Genomic DNA, 24,993 nt, shown 5'->3' with positions numbered 1-24,993 from the left:
GCTTTCCCGGACAAACTGTTCACTGGACTAGATCATGACAAATCCACTTGAAGGCCGGCTTGCGGTCGTCACCGGCGCCTCCCGTGGCATCGGCTATTTCACCGCACTCGAGCTGGCGAGGCAGGGTGCCCACGTCATTGCCTGCGCGCGCACCATCGGCGGACTGGAAGAGCTCGACGACGCGATCAAGGCCGATGGCAACGGCTCGGCGACGCTGGTGCCGATGGACCTTGCCGACATGCCGGCGATCGATCGCCTCGGCGGTTCGATCTTTGCACGCTGGGGCAAGCTGGACATCCTCGTCGCCAATGCCGGCGTACTCGGTGTGGTCTCGCCGCTTTCCCATATCGAGGCGAAAGTGTTCGAACAGGTGATGACCGTCAACGTCACCGCGACGTGGCGGCTGATCCGTTCTCTGGAACCGCTTCTGGTGAAGTCCGATGCCGGCCGCGCCGTGGTGCTCTCTTCTGCCGCTGCGCATAGCTGCAAGCCCTTCTGGGGCCCCTATTCCGCCTCCAAGGCTGCGATTGAGGCACTGGCCCGCACCTGGGCCGGCGAAACGGCGCACACGCCGCTGAAAGTCACAAGCGTCGATCCCGGCCGCACCCGCACCGCCATGCGCGCCCAGGCCGCGCCGGGAGAGGACCCGATGACGCTACCGCACCCCTCGGAAGTCGCCGCGAAGATCGTGCCGCTGACATTGCCCGACTATCAGGAAAGTGGCCGACTTTATGTCTTTGCCGAGGACCGGCTGAAAGACTATCGTATGCCTGACTAGAGCTTCGTCTTGGCCATCGATCCGGGAGGGGAACATGTGGCTGAATGAACCGGCCGAATGGCAGGCGGCGGATGGCGGCCTTTCGCTCGTCACCGAAAAGGCGACCGACTTCTGGCGAACCACCTTCTACGGTTTCGTCCGCGACAGCGGCCACGCCTTCCTCCACCCGGTTCTGGGCGACTTCTCGGCGATCGTCACGGTGACGGCGGATTATGCCGAGCTCTACGATCAGGCCGGCCTGATGCTGAGGATCGACGAAACGCACTGGATCAAGGCCGGTATCGAATTCACCGACGGGCTGATGCATTTTTCGACTGTGGTGACCCGTGATGTTTCCGACTGGTCGGTGATCCCGCTGCACGACGCACGACCGGACACACCGGTCACGATCCGCCTGACACGCCATGGCGATGCCGTGCGGGTACAATTCCATACCGGCGACGGGCGGTTCCAGATGGCGCGGCTTTGTCCGTTTCCGGCGGACGATGCCTATGTCGGCATGACCGCCTGCACGCCCGAGCGGCAGGGCCTCAAGGTTCGCTTTTCAGGTTTCACGGTCGGGCCACCGATCCCGCGGCGGCTCCACGACTGAGGGCTATAGCAGCCGGATACGCCACATCAGGACGACACAGACGGCGAGCAGCAGAAAGGCAGCAACGCCAACAGCAGCAAAGCCCACCGTTGCATAGAGAGCCCCGGTCAGCAGCGGGCCGCAAAAGACCGCGATATAGGTTGCCGTGGTGTTGAGGCCGATCAGCGCTCCACGGGCTTCAGGCCAGAGGCCTGCGAGCCGGAGCACCACCAGGTTAAGACCGAAATGGTTGAAGAAGCCGAGCGCGAGCGCCGTCAGGAGCGACCAGCCGAAGTGGTGAGCCGCCGGCACCAGCAGAAGATAAAGCACGGCCGAGGCCATCAGAAAGAACGGGAACACCCGCCCCGGCCCGAACCGATCGGCGTGGCGGGCCGACATGCCGCCGAGGCCGAAGCCAAGACCATAGGCGACGACCACAAGGCTGGAGAGCGAAGCCGAGATCCCCTGCACGTCACGGATATGATGGGCAAGCAGGGCATAGGTGCCGTAAAACGCCGTCATGAAACAGAGGCCGGTGAGGAGCAGGCTCTTGACGCCGGTGACCTTGAGCGCCGCAAGCCGTGCCGGCGCGCGCGGCTGGCGCTGCGCCCCGGCCTCGGAGAGGCAGGCGAGGCCCACAGCAACGGCAAGCGCGATGACGGCGAGCAGCACATAGGCGACCCGCCAGTCGAGATAGTCGGTCAGCAGCGCCGATACCGGCACGCCGGCCATCAACGCTATCGACCATCCCGACAGCACGCTGCCGAGCACCCGCGCGCCCTGACCCACAGGGGCAATCCGCACCGCCTCGGCATAGATGCCGGGCAGCAGAACGCCGGTGGCGAGCCCCGCAAGTGCCTGCGCGATCGCCAGCGACTGCCAGTTCCAGCTTGCGGCCGATCCCGCAAAGCCGACCATCATCAGTAGCACCGCGCCGGTCAGCACCACCCGGCTTTCAAACCGGTCATTCAGCCGGGAGAGGAAGAAGGCGGAGATCGCCGTCGCCCCGCCAAAGGCGGAGATCGCTCGCGTGATGGCGATCGCGTTGGTGCCCAGCGCTTCGGCGACATCGCCAAGGATCGGCCCGAGAACGAACGAATTCGCGCCGATGAGCAAGACGCCGGCGATCAGCGTTGCAAGGCGCAGGGAAAGTGAGGAATGCACGGTGAGCCCGCCAGAGTGGAATCGAGACGGGCATTATTGCCGTTTGTCATGGGCGCGCAAGGGGCGCCCGGGCTCAAAATCTGTAGCCGAGACCAACCTGCATGACGTTGCGGCGCGAGCGGAGGCTGAAATCGCGGTCCCAGGAAAAGCTGCAGTCCGTCTCGGGGAACTCTGCGTAACGATATTCCAGACGCGCGAAGACATGGTCGGTAAGCGCGCGTTCGACCCCGGCGCCGACTGTCCAGCCGAGAAACGGCTTGGGGTCGGTGTCCATCGAGATGGCGGCGACGCTGCCACTGAGCTCGCCCGATGCCACCTCGCCGCCTGCAGTGGCATAGACAAGCGTGCGGCCGAAGGCACGGCCGGCGCGGGCCTGCAGGACGCCGCCCCAACCGAGGGCGAAGCTGCCCTTCCCGGTCAGCGTCCAGCGACGATAGGTCGCCGTGAAGGTCTGGTCTTCCTGTCCATCGGCATAATAGAACGACGCTTCGAGGCCGAGGACGAGCTGGTTCGCGAACTGATGGTTGAAGCCTGCGAAGCCACCCAGCTGTCCGCCTTCCGCCTTCATTTCCTGGCTGACGATCCTGTTTGTATCCGGAAACGACTGTGTCGTCTGATACCCGCCCTGAGCCCCGACGTAGAAGCCCGACCACGTATAGGAATTGGTTTCAGGCGTTGCGGAAGTCAGATCGTTCGCAAACGAATGACCTGACAAAACGAACAGCGTTGATACGCAGACACAGAACAGCTTCACGTAGTCCCCCTTGGTACGTTAGACGCAACGCACCAAGTTTGACTACCTTTCATATAGCTATAATACAATTACTATATTTAGTAGTAAGCGAATACAATTATTATATCACTATATAATACACACCTAAATTCAAAATATATTTATAAGTAACTTATTATATTATAAACCCCTCCAGGACTGCCTCACGTGGAAGGGCTTGACGCCACGAACACCGCGAGGCATAAGTCGGCCTATGAACACGGCCCTTTGCATTATCTGCACCATTATTCGCTAGCTTACCGCTGGCCTGGCCGTTCTTGTCCCGATATCAAAATGAATGACAGACGACCCGGCCGGGGCGCTGGAATTTGACATGACCGGGAGAAGACCATGGGCGGAGCCCTGAAGCTCTACAACACGCTGACACGCGAAAAGCAGGCCTTTGCGCCGATCGACCCGGACAATGTGCGCATGTATGTCTGCGGGCCGACGGTCTATGACTTCGCCCATATCGGCAATGCCCGCCCCGTCATCGTGTTCGACGTGCTCTATCGCCTGCTGCGTCACCTTTATGGCGACAACCACGTCACCTATGTGCGCAACATCACCGACGTCGACGACAAGATCAACGCGCGGGCGAAGCGCGACTATCCCGACCTGCCGCTCAACGAGGCGATCCGTGCGGTCACCGAAAAGACTGCGGACCAGTTCCACAGCGACGTTGCCGCCCTCGGCGTGCTGCAGCCGACGGTCGAGCCCCGCGCCACCGAACATATCGACGGCATGGTGGCGATGATCCAGCGGCTTCTCGAGAAGGGCAATGCCTATGTTGCCGAGGGGCCCGAGGGCAAGGAGGTGCTTTTCGACGTCCCCTCCATGCCCGATTACGGCAGGCTGTCCCGGCGCAATCTCGACGACCAGCAGGCCGGCGCCCGCATTGCCGTCGAAAGTCACAAGAAGAACCCCGCGGATTTCGTGCTGTGGAAGGAAAGCGACGCTGATGAGCCCGGCTGGGAGGGCGTCTTCTCCGTCGACGGCTCGCCCGTTGCGATCCACGGCCGCCCCGGCTGGCATATCGAATGCTCGGTGATGTCGGAAAAGCATCTCGGCGAGACCTTCGACATTCATGGCGGCGGCCTCGACCTGATCTTCCCCCACCACGAAAACGAGATCGCCCAATCCTGCTCGGCCCACGGCAACCACGTGATGGCGAATGTCTGGATGCATAACGGCTTCGTGCAGGTCGAAGGCCGCAAGATGTCGAAATCCGAAGGCAACTTCTTCACCATCCACGAATTGCTGGAGACGGAGAATTTCGGCGGGCGGAAATGGCCGGGCGAAGTGCTGCGCCTCGCCATGCTGATGACGCACTACCGCGAACCCATCGACTTTTCGGTCAAGAGGCTGGAAGAGGCGGAAAACATTCTGGTTAAGCTCCGCCGCAAGGCGGAAGGCGCAGAAGCCGGCATCCTTTCCGAAAGCTTTGCCGATGCCATCGCCGATGACCTCAATACGCCGGATTACATCGGGCACATGCTGAGCGGCGGCGTCACCGCGCCGGACCTGCTCGCCGCCGGCGACCTTCTCGGCCTCAATCTTCGTCCCAAGCTGGCCGACTTCGACGTCCAGTCCTTCGTCGACCAGCGCCTCGCCCTGATCCGCGAAAAGAACTGGGCCGAAGCCGACCGCATTCGCGACCAACTGGCCGAAAAGGGTATCCTGCTGAAGGACGCCAAGGACAAGGAAACCGGCGAGCGTATCACCACTTGGGAGGTCCAGCGGTGAACCCCGGCTTCGCAGCCTCGCTCCAATCGATCTCCCCCCTTGAGGGTGGCGCGGCCTCATATGCTTTCGCCGCACAACGCCCAAGTCTTCTCGCCCCGGAGGGGAGAGATGTCGCGAAAGCGACAGTGAGGGGGGAGTTCATCCATACGGACGCCCTCACGAACGGAAATGCTGCTTCACCCTCACTGCCCCTTTCGGGGCATCTCTCCCGCAAGCGGGAGAGAATATTGGGAGCGAAATCCAAGGCCATCTGTCATTGGCCGACCCTTGAGGGGGAGAGGCCCCGAAAGGGACAGTCGACGCCGTCCGCACCCACATTCTGCGAACCATTGGGGGATCAATCGAATGAGCGCTGAGACCTTTTCCGGCGGCTGCCAGTGTGGCGCCGTTCGATACACTATCGCGGGCCGGCTCAGCGAGCCGCATATCTGCCATTGCCGGATGTGTCAGAAGGCGGCGGGTAACTTCTTCATGCCGCTCGCGGGCACGGAAGAGGAGAACGTGGCGATGACGCGCGGTGCGCCGCGCTGGTTCCAGTCCTCCGATCCGATCCGCCGCGGCTTCTGCGAGGCCTGTGGCACGCCGCTGTTCTATCAGCGGATCGGCTCGGGCCGGATCGCGGTGGCGCTCGGCAGCCTCGATGATCCGGCGGCCTTCCCGCCGGAAACACAGGAAGGCTGCGAGGGTCGCGTGCCGTTCTTCCATGAACTTGCCGGCCTGCCCGGCGCGGAAACCTATTTCGGTGATGCGCCGGCGCTTCTCGACGAGATCGCGTCCAGCAGCCACCAGCATCCCGACCATGACACCGACCGCTGGCCGGAGCCCACCCGATGAACGAAGCGCAAAGCTACAGCGGCGGCTGCCAGTGCGGCGCGGTGCGGTTTCGCGCAAGCCACCTCGGACGCCCGTCGATCTGCCATTGCCGCATGTGCCAGAAGGCGTTCGGCGGTTTCTTTGCGGCCTTTGTCACGGCTGACATCGCCCATCTTCAATGGACCCGCGGCAAGCCTAAGCTCTATCGCTCCTCGGCCAATTTCCTGCGCGGTTTCTGCGAGCATTGCGGAACGCCCCTGACCTATCAACACAAGGGTGGTATCGAGCTTGCCATCGGCGCATTCGACGAGCCGGCTCTGTTCGAGCCGCAGGTTCAAGTGAATCACGAATGCCGGCTGCCCTGGATCGAGACGCTGTTTGAAAAACCGGTGATCCCGCACGGGCCCGATGAGGAGCCGGTTGTTTCCTGGCAGCACCCCGATCACGACACCGAACAATGGCCACCCGAGGACGAACCGGGTGCATAACGAGAGGCCCCGGACGGGCCCGATTATTCTGGGATGGAGATCATGACTGAACGCGAGCGCATCTACCTGTTCGACACCACATTGCGCGATGGCCAACAGACGCCAGGCATCGACTTCTCGGTCGAGGACAAGATCGCGATCGCCAACATGCTCGACCACTTCGGCATCGACTATGTCGAGGGCGGCTATCCCGGCGCCAACCCGACCGATACCGCCTTCTTTGCAAAGAAGCGCACCGGCCGGGCGAAGATGACCGCCTTCGGCATGACAAAGCGGGCCGGCGTCTCCGCCTCCAACGATCCCGGCCTCACCGCACTGATCGCCAGCGAAAGCGACGCCGTCTGTCTGGTGGCGAAAAGCTGGGACTATCACGTCGAAGTCGCGCTCGGCATCACCAACGACCAGAACCTCGAATGCATCGCCGAAAGCGTTGCCGCAGTGGCCGATGCCGGCAAGGAAGCGATGGTCGATTGCGAGCATTTCTTCGACGGCTACAAGGCGAACCGCAGCTATGCGCTGGCCTGCGCCAAGACCGCCCACGAAGCCGGCGCTCGCTGGGTCGTGCTGTGCGACACCAATGGCGGCACACAGCCGGACGAGATCGCTGAGATCATCGCCGATGTCATCGCAAGCGGCATTCCAGGCGCAGCGCTCGGCATCCACGCCCATAACGACACAGGCCAGGCCGTCGCCAATTCGCTGGCCGCCGTCAAGGCCGGCGTCCGGCAGGTACAGGGCACGCTGAACGGTATCGGCGAGCGCTGCGGCAATGCCAACATCATCACGCTCGCCGCCACCCTCGCCCTCAAGGAGCGCTACAACAGCCGCTATGAGCTCGGCATCGATGCTGAAGGGCTAACCGATCTGACAGGCCTTTCGCACGGTTTTGACGAGTTGCTCAATCGCGCGCCAGATCCTCAGCTCCCCTATGTCGGCGCTTCGGCCTTTGCCACCAAGGCCGGCATTCATGCCTCGGCGCTGCTCAAGGACCCGCGTACCTACGAGCATGTCGATCCTTCCCGGGTCGGCAACACCCGCAAGGTCATGGTTTCGGACCAGGGTGGAAAATCGAATTTTATCAATGAATTGAAGCGACGCGGTATTGTGGTTTCGAAGGATGATCCGCGTCTCGACAAACTGATAACGATCGTCAAGGAGCGCGAGGCCTCCGGCTATGCCTATGAGGGCGCCGATGCGAGCTTCGAGCTCCTGGCGCTTCGCGAACTCGGCAGCGTGCCCGACTTCTTTCATGTCGAGAGCTTCCGGGTGATGGTCGAACGTCGCTATGACAGTCACGGCCGGGTAAAATCCGTGTCGGAAGCGGTGGTGAAGCTCGAAATCGACGAGCGTCGCGTCATGTCGGTCTCCGAAGGCGACGGCCCGGTCAACGCGCTCGACAAGGCGCTGCGCAAGGATCTCGGCAAGTTCCAGAACGAGATCGCCGATCTCAAGCTTGCGGACTACAAGGTGCGCATCCTCAACGGCGGCACGGAGGCGATCACCCGCGTCCTCATCGAGAGCATCGACGATGATGGTGTCCGCTGGTGGACGGTCGGTGTTTCCGAGAACATCATCGACGCTTCCTTCCAGGCGCTGATGGATTCGGTCACCTTCAAGCTGATGAAGAACCGCAAGCTTGCCGGCCGCGCCGCGGCGGAATGACATCGCGGCTGGCATCCATCAATTTGTTTGATGGTCGCTTCACCAGAACCGAGTGGCTTTCCCGCTGCCGGGCGCGTAAGTCGTTGCTTTGATCACGACAGGGACAATTCGAAATGGCAGATCAGGCGGCCACTCCATCGGCGAGCGTCGGCGAAGATACGCCGAAGGGCTTCGCCCTCGCGCTCACCGTCTATCTGATGTGGGGCATTCTGCCGATCTACCTCAAGCTCGTCGCCGATCTGCCGCCGCTTGAAGTGCTTGCCCATCGCATCGTCTGGTCGATCCCCTTCAGCGCCGTGATCGTGGCCGCGGCCCGGCAGGGCGGCGAAGTGCGGGCCGCGCTGAAGAAGCCGCGCGTAGTGGTGATGGCGGGCTTTTGCGCTCTGTTCATCAGCCTCAACTGGGGCACCTATATCTGGGCGGTGAGCAATCAGCACACCGTCGATGCGGCGCTTGGATATTTCATCAATCCGCTGTTTTCCATCGCGCTTGCGGCCGTCGTGCTGCGCGAGAAGCTTGCCAGGGGCCAGATCGCCGCTATCGCGCTCGCCGCCATCGCCGTCGCCATTCTGACGATCGAGACGGGCCGGCTGCCGCTGGTGGCGCTGGTGCTGCCCTTCAGCTGGGGCATCTATGCGCTGCTGCGCCGCACGGTTCCCGTCGGCGGCAATCCGGGCTTCATGCTGGAGGTGCTGATCATGGCGCTCCCCGCCCTCGCCTACATCGTCTGGCTGGAGGCGACCGGCGCCGGTCACCTGTTCAGCTCGCCGCGGACAGCGCTTCTTCTGGTCGGATGCGGGGCGGTGACCGCCATTCCGCTGATGATCTACGCCAATGCCGCCAAGCTCCTGCGGCTGTCGACCATCGGCATCATGCAGTATATCGCACCAAGCGCGATCTTCCTCGTGGCGATCTTCATCTTCCGCGAACCGCTTCAGGCTTCCAAGCTCGCCGCCTTCGCGCTGATCTGGACGGCGCTGGTTGTCTATACCTGGTCGATGCTGAAGGCGCGCCGGCGGCTGCGGATGGCGTCGGTCAAAGCCGGCTGATGATGCCGGACTGGCCATCCTCGGCCGCCGTTTCTTCCCAGGACGCCTCGATCGCCGGCAGCACATCTTCGATCTGATCGATGAGCTGCGGGCGCACCTGATGGCTCGAATGCAGGAAGCCCTGCCCGTGCATATGGTCGAGCAGCTCGATCATCGGGTTCCAGAAGCCCTCGATATTGGCGAAGATCATCGGCTTCTGATGCTGGCCGAGCTGCGCCCAGGTCATGATCTCGACGATCTCCTCAAGCGTGCCGATGCCACCCGGCAGTGCCACGAAGGCATCCGCCCGTTCGAACATCTTGTGCTTGCGCACGTGCATGTCGGGGGTGATGATCAGTTCGTCGAGGGCGGCGAGCTGGTCGCGCGTCGCTTCCATGTCGACGAGGAACTCCGGAATGATGCCGAGCACATTGCCGCCGCGGTCCAGAACGCCTCGGGCCACGGCACCCATGATGCCCTTGGTGCCGCCACCATAGACCAGCCCATATCCGGCCTCGGCAATGGCCGTGCCGAGCGCCGTGCCGGCGGCCATGTAGGCGGCGTCGGTTCCGGGCCGAGAGCCGCAGTAGACGCAGATGCGTCGAATCGTATCGTCTGCTTTTTTCATGCCATCACTGAAGCGCATTTGTCTGGTTTTGGTCAAGTTCATTGCAAATCGACCACAGGCGCGCATTTACCCTGTTTATGCTTTGGCGCCAGCATGAAAGAAGACTTGTGTATAACCGGTGGTATGGCTAGCGTTTTCAGAGAATTGACCGCCCTGGCCTGCGGTCATGTCTGGAGTGGAGAATGAAAAGCAATAACCGGACTCTCGGTATCGTCATCGTGATCCTGCTCGTGCTGATCGCAATCGGCGCCTATTTCGTCATGAACGGAGACAAGGATGACGCGCAGGCACCGCCCGCGCCCGTCACCGAGAACCAGCCGGCCGCCGAGGACGAGGAACCAGCCGCGACGAGCGAGCCGGCAAACCAGGCCGATGCCACGGGCAACGAAAATCAGGAAGCGGCCGGACAGGATGACAGCGCCCAGCAGCAGGGTGACGACACGGTCACCGGCCTGCGCATCCCGACCTTCGACGTTCTACGCGTCGAGCCGGACGGAACGGCCGTCATTGCCGGCGCTGCCGAGCCGAAGGGCCGGCTTGATGTCATGGAAGACGATAGCGTGCTGACGACTGCGGACGTGGGCGACTCCGGCGATTTCGTCGCCATCATCGACACGCCGCTGACACCCGGCGACCATCTGATCTACCTTGATGTCAGCATGCCGGACGGCCGCAAGGCGCGCTCGCTGCAGACGGCGACGATCTCCATTCCCGAGGCGCCCGGCGGAGAGCTGCTGGCGCTGATCACCGAACCCGGCAAGGCCTCCGACATCGTCCAGATGCCCGAAGCGGACAGTACCGGCGGCATCCAGGTCACCACGAGGCCGGAGCAACAGCCCGAAACCGAAAGCAGCCCTCAGGATGAGACCGCGGCCAGGTCCCCACGCCCGACGGCGGACACAGAGCTTCCAAGTGTCGACGTCAATACCGATGCCGAGATTTCCGCCGAGAGCCAGACCGAGAACCGCAACCAGCAGACCGTGATCGCGACGGTCACGATCAAGGCCGTCGAAATCGAGGGCAACAGGCTGTTCATCGCCGGCGAAGGCAAGACCGGCGCGACGGTGCGCGGCTATATTGACGACACGGTTCTTTCCGACAGCGAGGTCAATGTAGAGGGTAATTTCGTCGTCGAATCCGAGGTCGATGTCGCCGTCGGCATGCATACCGTGCGCATCGACATGCTCGGCGAGGACGGCAGCGTGATCGCGCGCGCCATCGTGCCGTTCGATCGCCCGCCCGGCGATCAGGTCGCGGCCGTATCCACGGCTCCCGCCGGTGAGAGCGAGACGCAGGACGACGGCACCCAGACCTTCATGCAACCTCAGCTTCAGGGCAGCGACAACGCCGTGATCATCCGGCGCGGCGACAATCTGTGGCGGATCTCCCGCAGGCTTTATGGTCGCGGCGTGCGCTACACCACGATCTACCTCGCCAACGAGCCGCAGATCGTCAATCCGAATATCATCCTGCCCGGCCAGGTGTTCTCGGTTCCTGTCGACCCGCTGCCGATCGGCGAGGCCGAGACCATCCACCGGCGCCTGCTTCAGGGCGAGCCGGTCGGTCCGGAGTATCAATTGCCAGCTGGCGATAATCCGGGCAGCAATTGAGGGCGCGGTAGCACGACGCCTCACTTCCACTCTTCCAAGAATGTGGAAATATATATCTTCGAACCGGCCGCGGGCATTGCAAATGCCTGCGGCCTCGCTTATTTGCGGGGTCGACCGCCGCGCCGGGAGCGCGAACTCATTTCAGCCGAGGCTCGGCCCGAGCGGCCTCTAGAGCCGGGGACATGCTATGGCCGACAGGCAAAAGACCATTTCAGCGGATTCCGCGAGTCCGTTTCAGACCATCATCAACCTGTGGCCATATATCTGGCCTTCCAGCCGGCCCGACCTGAAGCGCCGGGTGGTTCTGGCGACGCTCTGTCTGATCGTGGCCAAGCTCGTGCTCCTGCTTGTGCCATACACCTTCAAATGGGTCACCAACGCGCTGACAGGCGAATTGCAGATCGAGACGATGCTGCCGGCCTTCCTGTTTGGCGCGGTGACACTTGTGCTGTTCTACAATCTCGCCCGCATCGGCCAGCTCGGCTTCAACCAACTGCGCGACGCGCTGTTTGCGAGCGTCGGACAATATGCGGTGCGCCAGCTCGCCCATCGCGTCTTCGTCCACATGCACCGTCTCGCGCTGCGCTTCCACCTGTCGCGCAAGACCGGCGGCCTGTCGCGGATCATCGAGCGCGGCACCAAGGGCATCGAGACCATTGTCCGCTTCACCATCCTCGCGACGCTGCCGACCGTCCTCGAATTCGTCCTCGTCGCCATCATCTTCTGGTGGGGCTATGGCTTCGACTATCTCGCCATCACCGCCGTGACGGTGGTCGTCTATGTCTGGTTCACCGTGAAGGCTAGCGACTGGCGCATCGCCATCCGCCGCGAGATGAACGACAGCGATACCGAAGCCAACACCAAGTCGGTCGATTCGCTGCTCAACTACGAGACGGTGAAATATTTCGGCAACGAGGACATGGAAGCTCGCCGCTTCGACAGCTCGATGGCGCGCTATGAGGAGGCTGCCACCCGGATCTGGACCTCGCTCGGCTGGCTGAACTTCGGCCAGGGCGTGATCTTCGGTATCGGCATGACGGCGATGATGGTGCTGTCCGCACGCGCGGTTCAGGCCGGAACAGAAACGATCGGCGACTTCGTCTTCGTCAATGCCATGCTGATCCAGCTCGCCATCCCGCTGAACTTCATTGGCTCGGTCTATCGCGAAATCCGTCAGGGCCTGACCGATATCGAGCAGATGTTCGACATTCTCGAGGTCGATCCCGAGATTACCGACAAGCCGGATGCCGAACCGCTTCAGGTGCGCCAGGGCGCGATCGCCTTCAAGGATGTCCACTTTTCCTACGATCCCGCCCGGCCGATCCTGAAGGGCGTGTCGTTCGAGGTGCCGGCGGGCAAAACCGTGGCCATCGTCGGCCCGACGGGTGCCGGCAAATCGACGATCTCGCGACTGCTGTTCCGCTTCTACGACGTGAATTCCGGCGCCATCACCATCGATGGCCAGGATCTGCGTGAAGTCCAGCAGGCGAGCCTGCGCGAGGCGATCGGCATGGTGCCGCAGGATACCGTGCTGTTCAACGACACGATCGCCTACAACATCCGCTATGGCCGCACCGGCGCGACCGACGAGGAGGTCAATGCTGCAGCCGAACTCGCCCAGGTCGGCGATTTCATCCGCCAGCTTCCCGAGGGCTACGAGACCCAGGTCGGCGAGCGCGGACTGAAGCTTTCCGGCGGCGAGAAGCAGCGCGTGGCAATCGCACGCACCATCCTCAAGGCACCGCCGATCCTGGTGCTCGACGAGGCGACCTCCGCGCTCGACACCCAGACCGAGCGGGAAATCCAGGCGGCGCTCGACGTCGTCTCGAAGAACCGCACGACATTGGTCATCGCCCACCGGCTTTCGACCGTCATCGGCGCCGACGAGATCATCGTGCTGCGCCGTGGCGAGATTGCCGAGCGCGGCACGCATACGGCGCTGCTTGCCCAGAACGGGCTCTACGCCCAGATGTGGGAACGCCAGCGCGAGGCGACGCTTGCCGAGGAGCATCTGCGCCAGGTCCGCGAAAGCGACGACATGGGCGTCATCCTGCGGATGGACCCAGCGAAGTAGGCCCGGCGCCGGAGAGACGCATGAGCCATGCCATTTGGCTCAGCCCTGCTCCTTGCAAGAAACACGGGAAGAACACCCGACATTTCCGGAAAATGGCCGGTTTCGGACGGACGGCCATTTTCTTCGTCCTCGCAAGCGGTTAGACTCCGCCGCCAGGATATTTGCGCCAGCCGGAGTTTCCGTTCATGACCATCTTCGATTCGATCCGAAAGGCCATCGTGCCGATCCACAAGGAAGGCTACCCCTTCGTCGCCATCTTCCTTGTCGTCACCCTGCTGCTCGGCTGGCTGGCGGAACCGCTGTTCTGGATCGGCCTCTTCCTGACGGCATGGTGCGCCTATTTCTTCCGCGATCCGGACCGGGTCGTGCCGCAGGATGCGGACCTCGTCATCAGCCCCGCCGATGGCCGCGTGTCGTCGATCAGCATGGAAATCCCGCCAGCCGAAATGGGCCTCGGCGCGATGCCGATGCTGCGGATCTGCGTGTTCATGAACGTGTTCAACTGCCATGTGAACCGCGCGCCGATGGCCGGCCGCGTCCGCTCGATCCACTATCGCGCCGGCAAGTTCCTGAACGCCGAACTCGACAAGGCGAGCGAGGACAATGAGCGCAACGGCCTCGTTATCGACACCGCCCATGGCGAGATCGGCGTCGTCCAGATCGCCGGCCTCGTCGCGCGGCGCATCGTCTGCTTCGTCGAGGATGGCGATCCCGTGGATGCCGGCGAACGCTTCGGCCTCATTCGCTTCGGCTCGCGGCTCGATGTGTACCTGCCGGAAGGCGCCGTACCGCGCGTCGCGATCGGCCAGATGGCGACCGCCGGTGAAACCACGCTCGCCGTTTTCGACACGACCGCCGAACCCGTGATCGGACGCCGGGTCTGATGGCAGAGGATGACAATACCCCTGCCCCGCACCGGCCGTCCTCGGATGGCTCGGGCCGCGGACCCCGGCTGCGCGAAATTCCGCTCCGGCTGATCCTGCCGAACCTTGTCACAGTGCTGGCGATCTGCGCCGGACTGACCGGCATCCGCCAGGCAATCGAAGGACAATTCGCCCAGGCCGTGGTGATGCTGCTGATTGCAGCCTTTCTCGATGGCATCGACGGCAGGCTGGCTCGGCTCCTGAAGGCTTCGTCGAAATTCGGCGAACAGATGGATTCGCTCGCCGACATCGTCAACTTCGGCATCGCACCGGCGCTGGTCTCCTATATCTATCTGCTGCACGATGCCGGCACGCCAGGCTGGATCGCCGCGCTTCTCTATGCGATCGCGGCGGGGCTGCGGCTAGCACGGTTCAACGTCATGGCGGATCGCAAGCGCAAGGCGAGCTGGCAGGGAGAATATTTCGTCGGCGTGCCGGCGCCGGCCGGCGCGATCATCGTGCTGCTGCCGGTCTATCTCGGCTTTCTCGGCATGCAGGGCGGGCGCGGCGTGGCACTTGCCTCCTCGGTCTACACCGTGATCGTCGGCTTCCTGCTGATCAGCCGGCTTCCCGTCTGGTCGGGCAAGAGCTTCGGCCTCAATGTGGTGCGTCGTGAGTTCGCGCTGCCGATGATGCTCGTCGCGGTGCTTACCGTGGCGCTTCTCGTCAGCTACACCTGGCATGTGATGATTGCCGGCTCCGCGCTGTATCTCGCTACCCTCCCCCTCGGGGCGCGCGCCTGGCATGCCAAATACGGCACGCTGGTAATGGAAAGCGACGTGCATCTGGAAGACGATGAGGAGGCCGACGAGAGCCTGCGCAAGAACCGTCTCGACCTCGACATCTGAACAATCTCAGAAGAGGTCCATCTGGCCCCCTTCGGGCGGCAGCTCGTCGTCTGCGGCAAGCGGCGGGCCGATCGGCTCCTGCACCTGTGGCCCCATGTTGCGGGCGTTGCTGACAGCCTTCGAGACGGGGATCGCCTCAAGAAAGCCGGGCGGCGGCGGCTTCAGCAGATCGGCGACATGGCGCGGTTCCTGGGTGCGGCAGTCGAGCCAGCGCGGATAGTCCTCCGGCAGGATGATCACCGGCTGGCGTTCATGGATCTTCGCCATCACGCCGGTTGCTTCCGTGGTCAGGATCGTGCCGGTGTCGAGTTCCGTACCATCGGCCCCCATCCAAGGCGACAGAAGGCCGGCAAAGGCGATCAGTCCCCCATGCCGCGGCCTGACCCAGAACGGTTCGGAGCCTGCGGCCGTGCGCCGCCACTCATAAAAGCCACTCGCCGGCACCAAAGCGCGGAAATGGCGCATGGCACCGCGAAAGGCCGGTTTTTCGATCACGCTTTCGCTGCGGGCATTGAACAGCAGCGGAAAGTCCTTCGCATCCTTCACCCAGGCCGGTATCAGCCCCCAGCGGGCAAGCAGCATGGTGCGGCCGACACCGCGGCCACCGAGCGCCTCCGTGGCATCGGCAACCATCAGGATCGGCTGCGACGGCGCGATGTTGTAGCGCGGCGGAAACGGGTCCACGCCGGTGAGGTCGAAGGCCTCCCCCACGGCTTCAGGGGTTGTTATCAGTCCGAAACGTCCACACATTGGGTATCCATTCCATGATGGCCGGCCGGAAACAAGCCCGGCTGGAGAAAGCGAGACGCGATGAACCCGAAGCCTGCCTCCTCCGTCATCATCAGGCGCGGTGAGGCCTTTCTTCTGGTGCGGCGGGCCAACCCGCCGGCGCAGGCGATGTATGCCTTTCCCGGTGGCCGAGCCGAAGCTGGCGAGACCCCGGAACAGGCTGCGCTGCGCGAACTCGTGGAAGAAACCGGTCTTGTGGCCGAGCGGGCGGAGTTCTTCGCGGTCTATGATCTCATCGACCGCGATTCGACCGGAACGATCACCAGTTTCTATCGGCTCAGCGTCTTTCTGGCGGAAGCCGATCCGGCAGCAATCGCCACCGCAGCCGATGACGCCGACGAACTGGGCTGGTATACGCTCGCCGAAATCCGCGGGCTGCCCGTGCCGACAAGCGTGCTGGAATGCGCCGAGAAACTCGCGGCGACGACCGCCCCGAACCTGGTGTGACCAAACCATCACATGGTTCTGCCGAAACCCCGGGGCGCCGAGTGCGATTAACCTGATATTTACTTTTTCCGCTGGCGGCGCTGCCGCTTCCGTGAAAAACTTGCTATGTTTCGACAGACGCCGAAAGAGCAAGAAGCCGACAAGGAACAGAAATGAAGCCGAATGCCAATGACATCGACGATATGATCGTGCATGAGAAGATGCAGGCGGCTCTCGAATATCAGAATGAAGCCTGGGCCGATGGTGTCGCCGACGGCATCGAACCCGAAATCATTGCCGATGCCGCCCTCTCGCTTGCCATGCGTGAAACCGTGCGGATGATCGGTGAGGAAGGCGCCGAGGCGATGCTCGAATCGCTGCGGGAGCGCATGCTGGCCGGTGAATTCTCCCCAGACCGCACGGTCCAGTAAGGCTTTATTTGCGGCCGAGGAGCATTGACCTCGAAGCACTTCCACGTGAAAAAGCCCCATCCGATTCCGGTCTTGCCGGCGCGCGAAGCAGAGGATGGATGATGGCAAATATTTATCTCCCGGACAGGAAATTCATCACGCTCTCCGGCGCGGAAGCGGAGCATTTCCTGCAGAACCTCGTCACCACCGATATCGCCAAGATCGCTGCCGGCGAATCCTGGCCGGGTGCGCTGCTGACGCCGCAGGGCAAGATCCAGTTCGACTTCCTCATCGCGCGCGACGGCGATGGCTTCCTGATCGAGACCCACGCCGAAGACGCGGCAGGCCTCGTCCAGCGTCTGACCCTCTACAAGCTGCGTGCCAAGGTGCAGATCGCCCTGGCAGAGACGGAAGGCGTCACCCTTTTCGAGGATGCGGCAACGGCAGAGGGCGTCTTCGCCGACCAGCGTTTCGCCCGCGCCGGCATGACGATCTTCCGCCGCCCCGGCAAACACGGCGACGAGGGCTCCGACGACGCGCTGCGCATTGCCGCCGGCGTCGCCGAAATGCACCGGGACTTCGCGCCGCAGGACGTCTTTCCCCATGACGTGCTGTTCGACACCAATGGCGCCCTCTCCTTCCGCAAGGGCTGTTATGTCGGCCAGGAAGTCGTCTCGCGCATGCAGCATCGCGGCACGGCACGGCGGCGGCTGGTGCGGATCGATGCCACGGCGGCGCTTCCGACGCCCGGCACGACGCTGACGGCGGCCGGCAAGCCGGTCGGCGAACTCGGCACGACCTTCAAAGGTGTCGGCATGGCGATCGTGCGCATAGATCGTGTGGCATCCGCACTCACCACTGGTGAAGCCATCGTCGCCGGCGGGACGCCTGTCACCGTCACGCCCTATGCCTGGAGCGGCGTCTCGCTCGACAAAACGACGGGCGAGGACGCGTAAACATGGCGACCCGCAATGACGCCCGCGCCTGGCAGCGCATGCTTTCCGGCCGCCGGCTCGACCTGCTCGATCCCTCGCCCATGGATGTCGAAATCTCCGACATTGCCCACGGCCTCGCCCGTGTCGCCCGCTGGAACGGCCAGACGCTCGGCGCGCACGCCTATTCGGTGGCCCAGCATTCGCTGGTGGTCGAAACGATCTTCACCCATCTCAACCGGCCGAGCGCCGAGGATTGCCAGATGGCCTTGCTGCACGACGCGCCGGAATATGTGATCGGCGACATGATCTCACCGTTCAAGGCTGTGGTCGGTGGCGGCTACAAGACCGTGGAGAAGCGGCTGGAAGCGGCGATCCACCTGCGCTATTCGCTGCCGCCGCACCCGGCGCGAACGCTGAAGGCGAAGATCAAGGCCGCCGATCGCATCGCCGCCTATTTCGAGGCCGTGACCCTTGCAGGCTTCACCATTGCGGAGGCCACGCGGTTCTTCGGCCAGCCAAACCGGATCTCGGCCGACATGCTGCCGATCGAACCGATGCCGACCGCCGACGCCCAGGCCCTGTTCCTCGCCCGTTTCGAGGCGATCGAAGAGAAGCGCCTTGCCCGGGAACGGACAGCCTCATGAGCCGCACCATCATTGTTGCACCGCTCGCGCGCGCCGGCGAGATGGCGGCACGCTACCACTGCCGCCATATGCTTTCGCTGATGGCAAATGGGCATGATTTCGCCAAACCGGGCATCGTCGAGAGCCACCACACGCTGCGCATGAACGACATCGCCTTTGCGGGCACCGGCAAGCTTGTCGGCCCCGGCGCGCAGCATGTCAGCGAGTTGATGGAGTTCGCCCGGCGCTGGGCATTCGATGGCCCGTTGCTCGTCCATTGCTGGCTCGGCGTCTCGCGCTCCCCAGCAGCCGCGCTGCTCGTGGCGCTGGCATTGCTGCCTGGCCTGAGCGACGCTGCCCTTGCCGGCAGGCTCCGCAGCGCCGCCCCCTTCGCAACGCCGAACCGACGGCTCATCGCCCTTGGCGACGAGGCGCTTGGACGCGAGGGAAGACTGATCGAGGCGGTCGCGGAGATCGGCCGTGGCGCAGAATGCGCGACCGGCCTGCCATTTGTTCTGGACCTCTCCTGAGGCTCGCACGTTGCAGTGATGGTCAGGATTTCCTAGCATCCAGACGATTCCCAAGCTCAACACCAAAACCAGGGACAAGTTTTGATGGAAGAACAAGCCACTGAGTTGATCAAGGCGACCGGCGACTTTGCCGATGCCATTATCGCGCTCGTCGTCACCTATGCCTTCTCCGTGCTCGGCGCGATCATACTGCTGATTGTCGGCTGGATTATCGCAGCGCTTGTCCAGCGATCGATCAAGAACACCTTCTCCCGCTTCGAGAACGTCGACAAGACACTCGCCGGCTTCTTCGGCAACATTGCCCGCTATGGCATCCTGACCATCGTCATCATCATGGTGCTCGGTCAGTTCGGGGTGCAGACCGCCTCCATCCTCGCCGCTCTTGGTGCAGCCGGCCTAGCCATTGGTCTCGCCCTGCAGGGCACGCTGCAGAATATCGCCGCCGGGATCATGCTGCTGGTGCTGCGCCCGTTCCGGGTCGGGGAATACATCTCCACCGGCTCAATCGACGGCACGGTGCTCGAGGTCGGCCTGTTCGCAACCGAACTCAAGACCTTCGACGGCCTCTATCGTCTGGCGCCGAATTCGACCCTGTGGAATGTCGCGATCACCAACTATTCCCGCGTCTCGCAGCGCATGCATGAGCTTGCCATCGGCATCGGTTATGACGACGACCTGAAGCAGGCGATCAATATCCTGCTCGACCTCGCCAAGAATAACGAGAACGTTCTCACCGATCCCGAGCCCTACGCCTTCGTCAAGGAGCTGGGCGACAGCGCGGTGGTCGTTGCTATGCGCTACTGGGTGCCGGGGCCGCTGTGGTGGAAGACCACGCATGTCATGACCCGCGACGCCAAGCTCGCCTTCGACGAAGCCGGCATCTCCATCCCGTTCCCGCAGATGACGCTGTCGACCCTCAACGAAGACGAAAATCTGCTGATCGAGGAAAAACCGGCGGAAAACGCCGACAAGAACAGCTAAGCTTTAAGCCGGCGCATCCGCGCCGGTTTTTGATTCCGGGAATATCTCCATGAAGATCAGTGCCCTCAATGTCTTTCCGCTCAAGAGCGCCCGCGGCTTGGCCCTCGCCGAGGCCTATTGCGGCCCGATGGGGCTTTCGGGAGATCGCATCGCCGTGATCGCGGATCGCGCCGGCAACGCCATTACCCAGCGCGACATGCCGCCGCTCGCCCGCCTCAGCGTGACGCCGTCGGCAGACGGATTGCGGCTTTCGATGGAGGGCAAGGGTGAAATCGAGGCAGTGCCCGCGGAAAGCCGCAGCGATATCCGGGTCTGGAGCGACACCGTAAATGCGGCGGACGCTGCAGATGCCGTCAATGCGATGCTTTCCAACTGGTTCGACCGTGATGTCGCGCTGCACTTCTTCGATGGCCAGTCGAACCGCACCGCCAGCCGTGACTTCGTGCCGCGCGACACGCCGGTCTCGTTTGCCGACGGCTTCCAGATCCTGGTGACAACCACCGGCTCGCTGGCAGCGCTGAACGACGACCTCGAAAGCCATGGGGCGGCAACCGTCGGCATGGAGCGGTTCCGGCCCAATATCGTGATCGATTGCGACGAGGCCTGGGCCGAGGACGGTTGGGAGAGCATCGCCATCGGCGACATCGTGCTCGACCTCGTCAAGCCCTGCGCCCGCTGCATCATGACGACCCAGGACCAGACGACCGGTTCGCGCGAGATCGCCAATCCGCTGCCGGCGCTCGGCCGCCTGCGCATGTCCGCCGACCGCCGCGCACCGGGACCACTTTTCGGCTGGAATGCCGTTCCCCGCGGCGAAGGCCTGCTGAAGGTCGGCGACACCGTCACGATAACCGCAAGCCGCAGCGAGCGCTGGCCGTTGAAGCAGAGGCGGGCCTGATCCTCAGGCCAGCGCCTTCAGCGTCGCGGTGACAAAACTGTCGCGGGCCGTGTCCGGTTTCAGGCCGCGCGGTTCGAAGACGTGGCGATCGAGGAAGAAGGCGGTGAGGCGGAAGGCGGCACTCAGCCCCTCGGCGTCGGCAGCCTCGTTGAGGTCCGGCCGCAGAAATGGCGGCAGCGACAGCATCCGGTCCGCATAGGGCGCACCGGCGTCGCGCGAGACCGCCCTGCCCGTTTTCGGCGAGACATAGGCGAGGTTGAGCCGCGAGCCGCTCGCAGCGCATTTTTCAAGGTCGAGGCCGAAGCCCAGCTCGTTCAGCAGCGCAAGCTCGAAGCGGACATAGAGCTCACCCGCCGACTCCGGCTCGTCGAGATGGGTGATGATCACCTCCATTGCCTCGAGCAGATGCCCATGCGGGTCGCGTTCCGGCAGCAGTCGCAGCAGCGCTGCCATCGCCTGCACGCCGTAAAGCGCGGTTGCAGACTGCATCAGCAGTGCCGCGCGTTGCGACAGAGGCTCGACACGATATTCGCCGAGATGCTCGGAGAGCCGGGCTCGCCAGGTGAGCGCCACGCGGTTGCCGGGCTGCAGCACCGGCCGCAGCGTCCGCGAACGGCCTCCGCGCACAAGACCGAGATGGCGCCCATGGACGGCGGTCATGACTTCGGCAATAACGCTGGTCTCGCCATGGCGGCGCACACCAAGAACAATGCCTTCGTCCTGCCACTCCATGACCGTTTATTCCGAGAAATCGAGCCCCATTTCGCGATAGCGCGCCGGGTCGTCGCCCCAGTTCTCGCGCACCTTCACGAACAGGAAAAGGTGGACGGGTTGCTCGAGGATTTCGGACAGCTCCTTGCGGGCCGCCATCGAAATCGACTTGATCGCCTCGCCACCCTTGCCGAGGGCGATCTTCTTCTGGCTATCGCGCTCCAGATAGATCACCTGTTCGATGCGCACCGAGCCATCCTTGCGCTCTTCCCACTTTTCGGTCTCGACGTGGGAGGAGTAAGGAAGCTCCTGGTGCAGGCGCAGGAACAGCTTTTCGCGGGTGATCTCGGCGGCGAGCTGGCGCATCGGCAGGTCGGAAATCTGGTCCTCGGGATAATACCAAGGGCCTTCCGGAAGCGTCGTCGCCAGCCAGTCCATCAGATCATCGCAGCCCGAGCCGTTGGTCGCCGAAATCATGAAGGTGCGGTCGAATTCGACGGTTTCATTGGCCTTGGCGGCAAGCGCCAGCAGGTCCTCGTGGCGCACGCGGTCGATCTTGTTCAGCACCAGGATCTTCGGCTGGCGGACCTCCTTCAGCCCTTCCAGAATCGCCTCGGCATCGCCCTTCAGGCCGCGCTCGCTATCGACGAGCAGCATGATGAGGTCGGCATCGCGCGCGCCGGTCCAGGCGGCCATCACCATGGCACGATCGAGCCGGCGGCGCGGCTTGAAGATACCGGGCGTATCCATGAACACGATCTGCGTCCGGTCGTGAATGGCGATGCCGCGCAGCATCGCCCGCGTCGTCTGAACCTTGTGGCTGACGATCGATACCTTGGCGCCGACAAGCCGGTTGACCAGCGTCGACTTGCCGGCATTGGTCGGCCCGATCAGCGCCACGAAACCCGAGTGCGTTGCGCCGTTTTCCTCAGTGGTTTCAGCTTCGCTCATAAATCACTCCTGCAGCGCCATGCTGCGCCCATTCCGGATGAAAATCAAAAAAATCGTTGCAAAGGCCCAGACCGGGCGCCTCAACTTTCCGAGGATGCCGCCCACACGCCTTCGCGCTCGAGAAGCCGGGTCGCGGCCACCTGCTCTGCCGCCCGCTTGGAACGCTCGACGCCGGTCTCCGGCGCAACGCCCTTTACAGTCACCTTCACGGTGAAACGCGGCTCGTGGTCGGGGCCGCTGCGATCTTCGACGTGATAGACCGGTGTTTCGCCGAAATGCGCATGCGCCCATTCCTGCAACTCGGTCTTGGCATCGCGCTTCAGCGTCACGCCATCGGCAAAGAGCGGCGCCCAGTTGGTCTCGATGAAATGCCGTGCAGGCTCCAGCCCGCCTTCCAGGTAGATCGCGGCGATCACGCTTTCCACGACATCGGCGCGGATGCTGAGCACCCGCTTGCCGGTCAGTTTCTTGACGTCTTGCCCGGTCTTGATGAAGCGGTGCAGGTCCAGCTCGTCGGCCACCCGCGCACAGGCCTCGGCGCTGACGAGCTGGTTCAGGCGCACGGAAAGTTCGCCTTCACTGGCCGTCGGGTAGAGCCTGAACAGGTTCTCCGCGATCACCAGTCCCAGCACCCGATCGCCGAGAAATTCGAGCCGCTCGTAATTGCTGCCCTTGCCGCTGCGGGCGCTCGAATGGGTGAGCGCCCGGGCGATACGGTCCCGGTCGGCAAATTCAAAGCCAATCAGGCGGGAAAAAGCTGCAATATCGTTTTCGCCCGTGCCTCGTCGCGCCATTCAGCCACCGATTCCCTTGAAGATACGGCCCCAACGCATGTTGGCCGGCCATTTCCAGATTTCGGCGAAGGAGGTGTCGTTGCCGAGCGAGAAGAAAATGACGCTGGCGCGGCCGACGAGATTTTCAGCCGGCACGAAACCGACATCGAAACGGCTGTCGAGCGAATTGTCGCGGTTGTCACCCATCATGAAATAATGGCCTTCCGGGACCACGAATTCGCGGGTGTTGTCGCCGCGTGATCCGCGAATTTCGTCGAGCGTGTCATAGGTCACGCCATCGGGAAGCGTTTCACGGAACACTGGAATATCGCGGCCGGGATCGTTGCGGTAATCCGAGGTGAAGGTGCCATCGGCCGTGCGCGGTACCGGATCGCCATTGATGTAGAGAATACCGTTTTGAACCTGTATGCGGTCACCCGGCAGACCGACAAGGCGCTTGATATAGTCAACCTTGGGGTTCGGTGGATACCGGAACACGACGACATCGCCACGCTCCGGCTCCCTTTCGAAGATGCGCCCGTTGAAGAAATCGGGAGCAAACGGGAAGGAGTACTTCGAGTAACCGTAGGAGAACTTGTTGACGAAGATGTAGTCGCCGACAAGCAGCGTCGGCATCATCGAGCCGGAGGGGATCGTGAACGGCTGGAAAAGGAAGGTTCGGATCACCAGCGCCAGAAGCAGCGCCTGGATGATGACCTTGACGTTGCTCCAGAGCGAGCTTTCCTGTTTTTCAGCTTTTTCGGACACGCAGTCTTTTCCTTCTTGTCGCCGACCGGTTCGTTCGGATGAAGCTTTATCCGCTTCCCGGCGGGGGAGCAATATTTTTAAGCAGAGGGCTCAGACGGCCTCGATGATGACGAAGGCCTGGGCCAGCGGATAGTCGTCGGTGATGGTCAGGTGGATGCGCGCTTCCATGCCGGCCGGGATCAAGGCTGCCAGATGGACGGCCGCAGCCCCTGTCAGCTCCATTGTCGGCTTTCCCCCCGGCAGGTTGACGACGCCCATCTCGTGCCAGAACACGCCGCGGGCAATGCCCGTGCCGAGCGCCTTGGCGCAGGCTTCCTTGGCGGCGAAGCGCTTGGCATAGGAAGCCCCGCGCGCCTTGCGGCCGTCGGACTTCAGCCGCTCGACTTCGGTAAAGCAGCGCTCGGTGAAGCGTTCACCGAATCGCGCAATGGTCTTTTCGACGCGCCTGATATCGATGAGGTCGCTTCCAAGCCCGACAATCATGCTGGTGTCTCCGGTGACGTTGAAGGCCTAGCCGTTGCTGCGGCCGGCTTCGGCAGCGAGCTGGTCGCTGCGAGCCTCAAGCATCGCCTTGCGGCGAGTCTGGAACGACTGCACCGCGAAATAGGTCGCGGCATAGAAAATCGCGCTGCAGACCAGCGCCGGCAGGATGCAGCCAACCGCCATCGGCTCGAGCAACGGCTTCCACAGATCGGCAAAATCGAAGGTCTTAACCAGCTCGACCAGATTGATGTGGTCTCGGTCAAACGTCGATCGCGACAGAAGCGTGTTGCCGAAACGCCAGCTCAAAAGCCAGATGAACGGAAATGTGAAGGGATTGCCGAAGGCGGTACCAAGGGCTGCGGCAAAATAGTTGCCGCCAAAAAGAAATGCCAGGGCGAAGGCGGAGACGAAATGAAAGCCGATGAAAGGAGTCCACGACACCGCAACGCCAGCGGCGATGCCCATCGCAATCGCATGCGGCGTCGCCCTCAGCCGCACCGTGCGGTGATAAAGGTAAACCGGCGCCCGCCAGAGGCCCTTTCTGGGCCAGATGGCGGCGCGAACGCGCTGGGTTAGACTCGCCGGAGAACGTCTCTTGAAAAGCATGGCC

General features: G+C 63.0%; 28 protein-coding genes. 18 read left to right on the top strand and 10 right to left on the bottom strand.

The features are described 5' to 3' along the window. The first annotated feature begins 34 nt into the window (after positions 1–34). Both TM49_RS14550 and TM49_RS14545 read left to right on the top strand, forming a co-directional pair. On the top strand, positions 35–778 hold the full coding sequence (locus TM49_RS14550) for an SDR family NAD(P)-dependent oxidoreductase (protein ID WP_045682311.1): 744 nt from the start codon (positions 35–37) through the stop codon (positions 776–778). A 19-nt stretch (positions 779–797) separates the two neighbouring features. Further along, a complete protein-coding gene (locus tag TM49_RS14545; RefSeq protein ID WP_425283293.1) occupies positions 798–1,370 on the top strand; it encodes a DUF1349 domain-containing protein in 573 nt (190 codons plus the stop codon). 3 nt (positions 1,371–1,373) lie between these two features. Here the strand turns inward: TM49_RS14545 and TM49_RS14540 are convergent, their stop codons facing one another. Beyond that, the gene (locus TM49_RS14540; RefSeq protein ID WP_045682307.1) at positions 1,374–2,513 is read right to left on the bottom strand and encodes an MFS transporter; all 1,140 of its coding nucleotides are present in this window, start codon (positions 2,511–2,513) and stop codon (positions 1,374–1,376) included. A 73-nt stretch (positions 2,514–2,586) separates the two neighbouring features. Beyond that, positions 2,587–3,267 (bottom strand): outer membrane protein, encoded by a 681-nt coding sequence (locus TM49_RS14535; protein ID WP_045682305.1) that lies wholly within the window; start codon positions 3,265–3,267, stop codon positions 2,587–2,589. 369 nt (positions 3,268–3,636) lie between these two features. Here TM49_RS14535 and cysS point away from each other — a divergent pair, with 369 nt between their 5' ends. The 5 genes from cysS (at position 3,637) to rarD (ending at position 9,043) form a co-directional block, all read left to right on the top strand. Next, on the top strand, positions 3,637–5,031 hold the full coding sequence (gene cysS, locus TM49_RS14530; protein WP_045682303.1) for a cysteine--tRNA ligase: 1,395 nt from the start codon (positions 3,637–3,639) through the stop codon (positions 5,029–5,031). Between the two features lie 345 nt (positions 5,032–5,376). Further along, positions 5,377–5,865 carry a GFA family protein gene (locus TM49_RS14525; RefSeq protein ID WP_045682301.1) on the top strand — a complete coding sequence of 163 codons (489 nt, stop codon included), beginning with the start codon at positions 5,377–5,379 and terminating at the stop codon, positions 5,863–5,865. After that, a complete protein-coding gene (locus TM49_RS14520; RefSeq protein ID WP_045682299.1) occupies positions 5,862–6,332 on the top strand; it encodes a GFA family protein in 471 nt (156 codons plus the stop codon). The genes TM49_RS14525 and TM49_RS14520 overlap by 4 nt, the downstream gene beginning before the upstream one ends. A 42-nt stretch (positions 6,333–6,374) precedes the next feature. Further along, the gene (cimA, locus tag TM49_RS14515) at positions 6,375–7,994 is read left to right on the top strand and encodes a citramalate synthase (protein WP_045685274.1); all 1,620 of its coding nucleotides are present in this window, start codon (positions 6,375–6,377) and stop codon (positions 7,992–7,994) included. A gap of 113 nt (positions 7,995–8,107) precedes the next feature. Next, positions 8,108–9,043 carry an EamA family transporter RarD gene (rarD, locus tag TM49_RS14510; RefSeq protein WP_045682297.1) on the top strand — a complete coding sequence of 312 codons (936 nt, stop codon included), beginning with the start codon at positions 8,108–8,110 and terminating at the stop codon, positions 9,041–9,043. On the opposite strand, the gene TM49_RS14505 is transcribed toward rarD, so the two are convergent. Then, positions 9,030–9,650, bottom strand: coding sequence for an LOG family protein (locus TM49_RS14505; protein WP_045685273.1), 621 nt, complete (start codon positions 9,648–9,650; stop codon positions 9,030–9,032). The two genes, rarD and TM49_RS14505, sit on opposite strands and share 14 nt — an antisense overlap. A gap of 182 nt (positions 9,651–9,832) precedes the next feature. On the opposite strand from TM49_RS14505, the gene TM49_RS14500 reads away from it, so the two are divergent. The 4 genes from TM49_RS14500 (at position 9,833) to pssA (ending at position 15,105) form a co-directional block, all read left to right on the top strand. Continuing rightward, entirely contained in the window at positions 9,833–11,260 is a 1,428-nt protein-coding gene (locus TM49_RS14500; protein WP_052699858.1) for a LysM peptidoglycan-binding domain-containing protein, read from the top strand. A gap of 187 nt (positions 11,261–11,447) precedes the next feature. After that, complete coding sequence (locus tag TM49_RS14495) at positions 11,448–13,334, top strand: ABCB family ABC transporter ATP-binding protein/permease (RefSeq protein ID WP_045682295.1); 1,887 nt, start codon at positions 11,448–11,450, stop codon at positions 13,332–13,334. A gap of 185 nt (positions 13,335–13,519) precedes the next feature. Beyond that, positions 13,520–14,218, top strand: coding sequence for a phosphatidylserine decarboxylase (locus tag TM49_RS14490; RefSeq protein WP_045682293.1), 699 nt, complete (start codon positions 13,520–13,522; stop codon positions 14,216–14,218). Then, on the top strand, positions 14,218–15,105 hold the full coding sequence (gene pssA, locus TM49_RS14485) for a CDP-diacylglycerol--serine O-phosphatidyltransferase (protein ID WP_045682291.1): 888 nt from the start codon (positions 14,218–14,220) through the stop codon (positions 15,103–15,105). Before TM49_RS14490 ends, pssA begins: the two co-directional genes overlap by 1 nt. 6 nt (positions 15,106–15,111) lie before the next feature. On the opposite strand, the gene TM49_RS14480 is transcribed toward pssA, so the two are convergent. Then, on the bottom strand, positions 15,112–15,855 hold the full coding sequence (locus tag TM49_RS14480) for an SOS response-associated peptidase (RefSeq protein ID WP_045682289.1): 744 nt from the start codon (positions 15,853–15,855) through the stop codon (positions 15,112–15,114). A gap of 60 nt (positions 15,856–15,915) precedes the next feature. Here TM49_RS14480 and TM49_RS14475 point away from each other — a divergent pair, with 60 nt between their 5' ends. From TM49_RS14475 to TM49_RS14445, 7 genes are all read left to right on the top strand, one after another. Beyond that, on the top strand, positions 15,916–16,341 hold the full coding sequence (locus TM49_RS14475; RefSeq protein WP_045682287.1) for an NUDIX hydrolase: 426 nt from the start codon (positions 15,916–15,918) through the stop codon (positions 16,339–16,341). 152 nt (positions 16,342–16,493) lie between these two features. Further along, on the top strand, positions 16,494–16,751 hold the full coding sequence (locus TM49_RS14470) for a hypothetical protein (RefSeq protein WP_045682285.1): 258 nt from the start codon (positions 16,494–16,496) through the stop codon (positions 16,749–16,751). A gap of 101 nt (positions 16,752–16,852) precedes the next feature. Next, the gene (gene ygfZ, locus TM49_RS14465) at positions 16,853–17,686 is read left to right on the top strand and encodes a CAF17-like 4Fe-4S cluster assembly/insertion protein YgfZ (RefSeq protein WP_045685271.1); all 834 of its coding nucleotides are present in this window, start codon (positions 16,853–16,855) and stop codon (positions 17,684–17,686) included. A gap of 2 nt (positions 17,687–17,688) precedes the next feature. After that, positions 17,689–18,309 carry a YfbR-like 5'-deoxynucleotidase gene (locus TM49_RS14460; RefSeq protein ID WP_045682284.1) on the top strand — a complete coding sequence of 207 codons (621 nt, stop codon included), beginning with the start codon at positions 17,689–17,691 and terminating at the stop codon, positions 18,307–18,309. Beyond that, positions 18,306–18,818 carry a tyrosine phosphatase family protein gene (locus TM49_RS14455; RefSeq protein ID WP_045682282.1) on the top strand — a complete coding sequence of 171 codons (513 nt, stop codon included), beginning with the start codon at positions 18,306–18,308 and terminating at the stop codon, positions 18,816–18,818. Before TM49_RS14460 ends, TM49_RS14455 begins: the two co-directional genes overlap by 4 nt. Positions 18,819–18,902: 84 nt before the next feature. Next, positions 18,903–19,799 (top strand): mechanosensitive ion channel family protein, encoded by an 897-nt coding sequence (locus TM49_RS14450; RefSeq protein ID WP_045682280.1) that lies wholly within the window; start codon positions 18,903–18,905, stop codon positions 19,797–19,799. A 49-nt stretch (positions 19,800–19,848) separates the two neighbouring features. Further along, the gene (locus tag TM49_RS14445; protein ID WP_045682278.1) at positions 19,849–20,697 is read left to right on the top strand and encodes an MOSC domain-containing protein; all 849 of its coding nucleotides are present in this window, start codon (positions 19,849–19,851) and stop codon (positions 20,695–20,697) included. A 3-nt stretch (positions 20,698–20,700) separates the two neighbouring features. Here TM49_RS14445 and recO read toward each other — a convergent pair whose 3' ends face one another. The 6 genes from recO to TM49_RS14415 all read right to left on the bottom strand — a co-directional run bounded on the left by recO (position 20,701) and on the right by TM49_RS14415 (position 24,989). Beyond that, the gene (gene recO / locus TM49_RS14440) at positions 20,701–21,429 is read right to left on the bottom strand and encodes a DNA repair protein RecO (RefSeq protein WP_045682276.1); all 729 of its coding nucleotides are present in this window, start codon (positions 21,427–21,429) and stop codon (positions 20,701–20,703) included. A 6-nt stretch (positions 21,430–21,435) separates the two neighbouring features. Further along, positions 21,436–22,359, bottom strand: a complete 924-nt coding sequence (gene era / locus TM49_RS14435; protein ID WP_045682274.1) for a GTPase Era — start codon at positions 22,357–22,359, stop codon at positions 21,436–21,438. A gap of 80 nt (positions 22,360–22,439) precedes the next feature. Further along, positions 22,440–23,153, bottom strand: a complete 714-nt coding sequence (gene rnc / locus TM49_RS14430) for a ribonuclease III (RefSeq protein ID WP_045682272.1) — start codon at positions 23,151–23,153, stop codon at positions 22,440–22,442. Beyond that, positions 23,154–23,900, bottom strand: coding sequence for a signal peptidase I (gene lepB / locus TM49_RS14425; protein ID WP_045682271.1), 747 nt, complete (start codon positions 23,898–23,900; stop codon positions 23,154–23,156). Positions 23,901–23,990: 90 nt separating this feature from the next. Continuing rightward, on the bottom strand, positions 23,991–24,383 hold the full coding sequence (acpS, locus tag TM49_RS14420) for a holo-ACP synthase (RefSeq protein WP_045682269.1): 393 nt from the start codon (positions 24,381–24,383) through the stop codon (positions 23,991–23,993). A 27-nt stretch (positions 24,384–24,410) separates the two neighbouring features. Then, entirely contained in the window at positions 24,411–24,989 is a 579-nt protein-coding gene (locus TM49_RS14415) for a DUF2062 domain-containing protein (protein ID WP_045682267.1), read from the bottom strand. Positions 24,990–24,993 lie beyond the last annotated feature (4 nt).

The sequence above is a fragment of the Martelella endophytica genome (assembly GCF_000960975.1).
Lineage (GTDB): Bacteria > Pseudomonadota > Alphaproteobacteria > Rhizobiales > Rhizobiaceae > Martelella > Martelella endophytica.
The sequence above is the reverse complement of the archived record's forward strand: the minus strand, read 5'-3'. Positions and strand labels throughout refer to the sequence as shown.

Excerpts from the sequence above, each read along its gene's own strand:
- TM49_RS14550 (WP_045682311.1), top strand. The coding sequence starts at position 35 with ATGACAAATCCACTTGAAGGCCGGCTTGCGGTCGTCACCGGCGCCTCC.
- cysS (WP_045682303.1), top strand. The coding sequence starts at position 3,637 with ATGGGCGGAGCCCTGAAGCTCTACAACACGCTGACACGCGAAAAGCAG.
- TM49_RS14525 (WP_045682301.1), top strand. The coding sequence starts at position 5,377 with ATGAGCGCTGAGACCTTTTCCGGCGGCTGCCAGTGTGGCGCCGTTCGA.
- TM49_RS14520 (WP_045682299.1), top strand. The coding sequence starts at position 5,862 with ATGAACGAAGCGCAAAGCTACAGCGGCGGCTGCCAGTGCGGCGCGGTG.
- cimA (WP_045685274.1), top strand. The coding sequence starts at position 6,375 with ATGACTGAACGCGAGCGCATCTACCTGTTCGACACCACATTGCGCGAT.
- rarD (WP_045682297.1), top strand. The coding sequence starts at position 8,108 with ATGGCAGATCAGGCGGCCACTCCATCGGCGAGCGTCGGCGAAGATACG.
- TM49_RS14505 (WP_045685273.1), bottom strand. The coding sequence starts at position 9,650 with ATGAAAAAAGCAGACGATACGATTCGACGCATCTGCGTCTACTGCGGC.
- TM49_RS14500 (WP_052699858.1), top strand. The coding sequence starts at position 9,833 with ATGAAAAGCAATAACCGGACTCTCGGTATCGTCATCGTGATCCTGCTC.
- TM49_RS14495 (WP_045682295.1), top strand. The coding sequence starts at position 11,448 with ATGGCCGACAGGCAAAAGACCATTTCAGCGGATTCCGCGAGTCCGTTT.
- TM49_RS14490 (WP_045682293.1), top strand. The coding sequence starts at position 13,520 with ATGACCATCTTCGATTCGATCCGAAAGGCCATCGTGCCGATCCACAAG.
- pssA (WP_045682291.1), top strand. The coding sequence starts at position 14,218 with ATGGCAGAGGATGACAATACCCCTGCCCCGCACCGGCCGTCCTCGGAT.
- TM49_RS14480 (WP_045682289.1), bottom strand. The coding sequence starts at position 15,855 with ATGTGTGGACGTTTCGGACTGATAACAACCCCTGAAGCCGTGGGGGAG.
- TM49_RS14475 (WP_045682287.1), top strand. The coding sequence starts at position 15,916 with ATGAACCCGAAGCCTGCCTCCTCCGTCATCATCAGGCGCGGTGAGGCC.
- TM49_RS14470 (WP_045682285.1), top strand. The coding sequence starts at position 16,494 with ATGAAGCCGAATGCCAATGACATCGACGATATGATCGTGCATGAGAAG.
- ygfZ (WP_045685271.1), top strand. The coding sequence starts at position 16,853 with ATGGCAAATATTTATCTCCCGGACAGGAAATTCATCACGCTCTCCGGC.
- TM49_RS14460 (WP_045682284.1), top strand. The coding sequence starts at position 17,689 with ATGGCGACCCGCAATGACGCCCGCGCCTGGCAGCGCATGCTTTCCGGC.
- TM49_RS14455 (WP_045682282.1), top strand. The coding sequence starts at position 18,306 with ATGAGCCGCACCATCATTGTTGCACCGCTCGCGCGCGCCGGCGAGATG.
- TM49_RS14450 (WP_045682280.1), top strand. The coding sequence starts at position 18,903 with ATGGAAGAACAAGCCACTGAGTTGATCAAGGCGACCGGCGACTTTGCC.
- TM49_RS14445 (WP_045682278.1), top strand. The coding sequence starts at position 19,849 with ATGAAGATCAGTGCCCTCAATGTCTTTCCGCTCAAGAGCGCCCGCGGC.
- recO (WP_045682276.1), bottom strand. The coding sequence starts at position 21,429 with ATGGAGTGGCAGGACGAAGGCATTGTTCTTGGTGTGCGCCGCCATGGC.
- era (WP_045682274.1), bottom strand. The coding sequence starts at position 22,359 with ATGAGCGAAGCTGAAACCACTGAGGAAAACGGCGCAACGCACTCGGGT.
- rnc (WP_045682272.1), bottom strand. The coding sequence starts at position 23,153 with ATGGCGCGACGAGGCACGGGCGAAAACGATATTGCAGCTTTTTCCCGC.
- acpS (WP_045682269.1), bottom strand. The coding sequence starts at position 24,383 with ATGATTGTCGGGCTTGGAAGCGACCTCATCGATATCAGGCGCGTCGAA.
- TM49_RS14415 (WP_045682267.1), bottom strand. The coding sequence starts at position 24,989 with ATGCTTTTCAAGAGACGTTCTCCGGCGAGTCTAACCCAGCGCGTTCGC.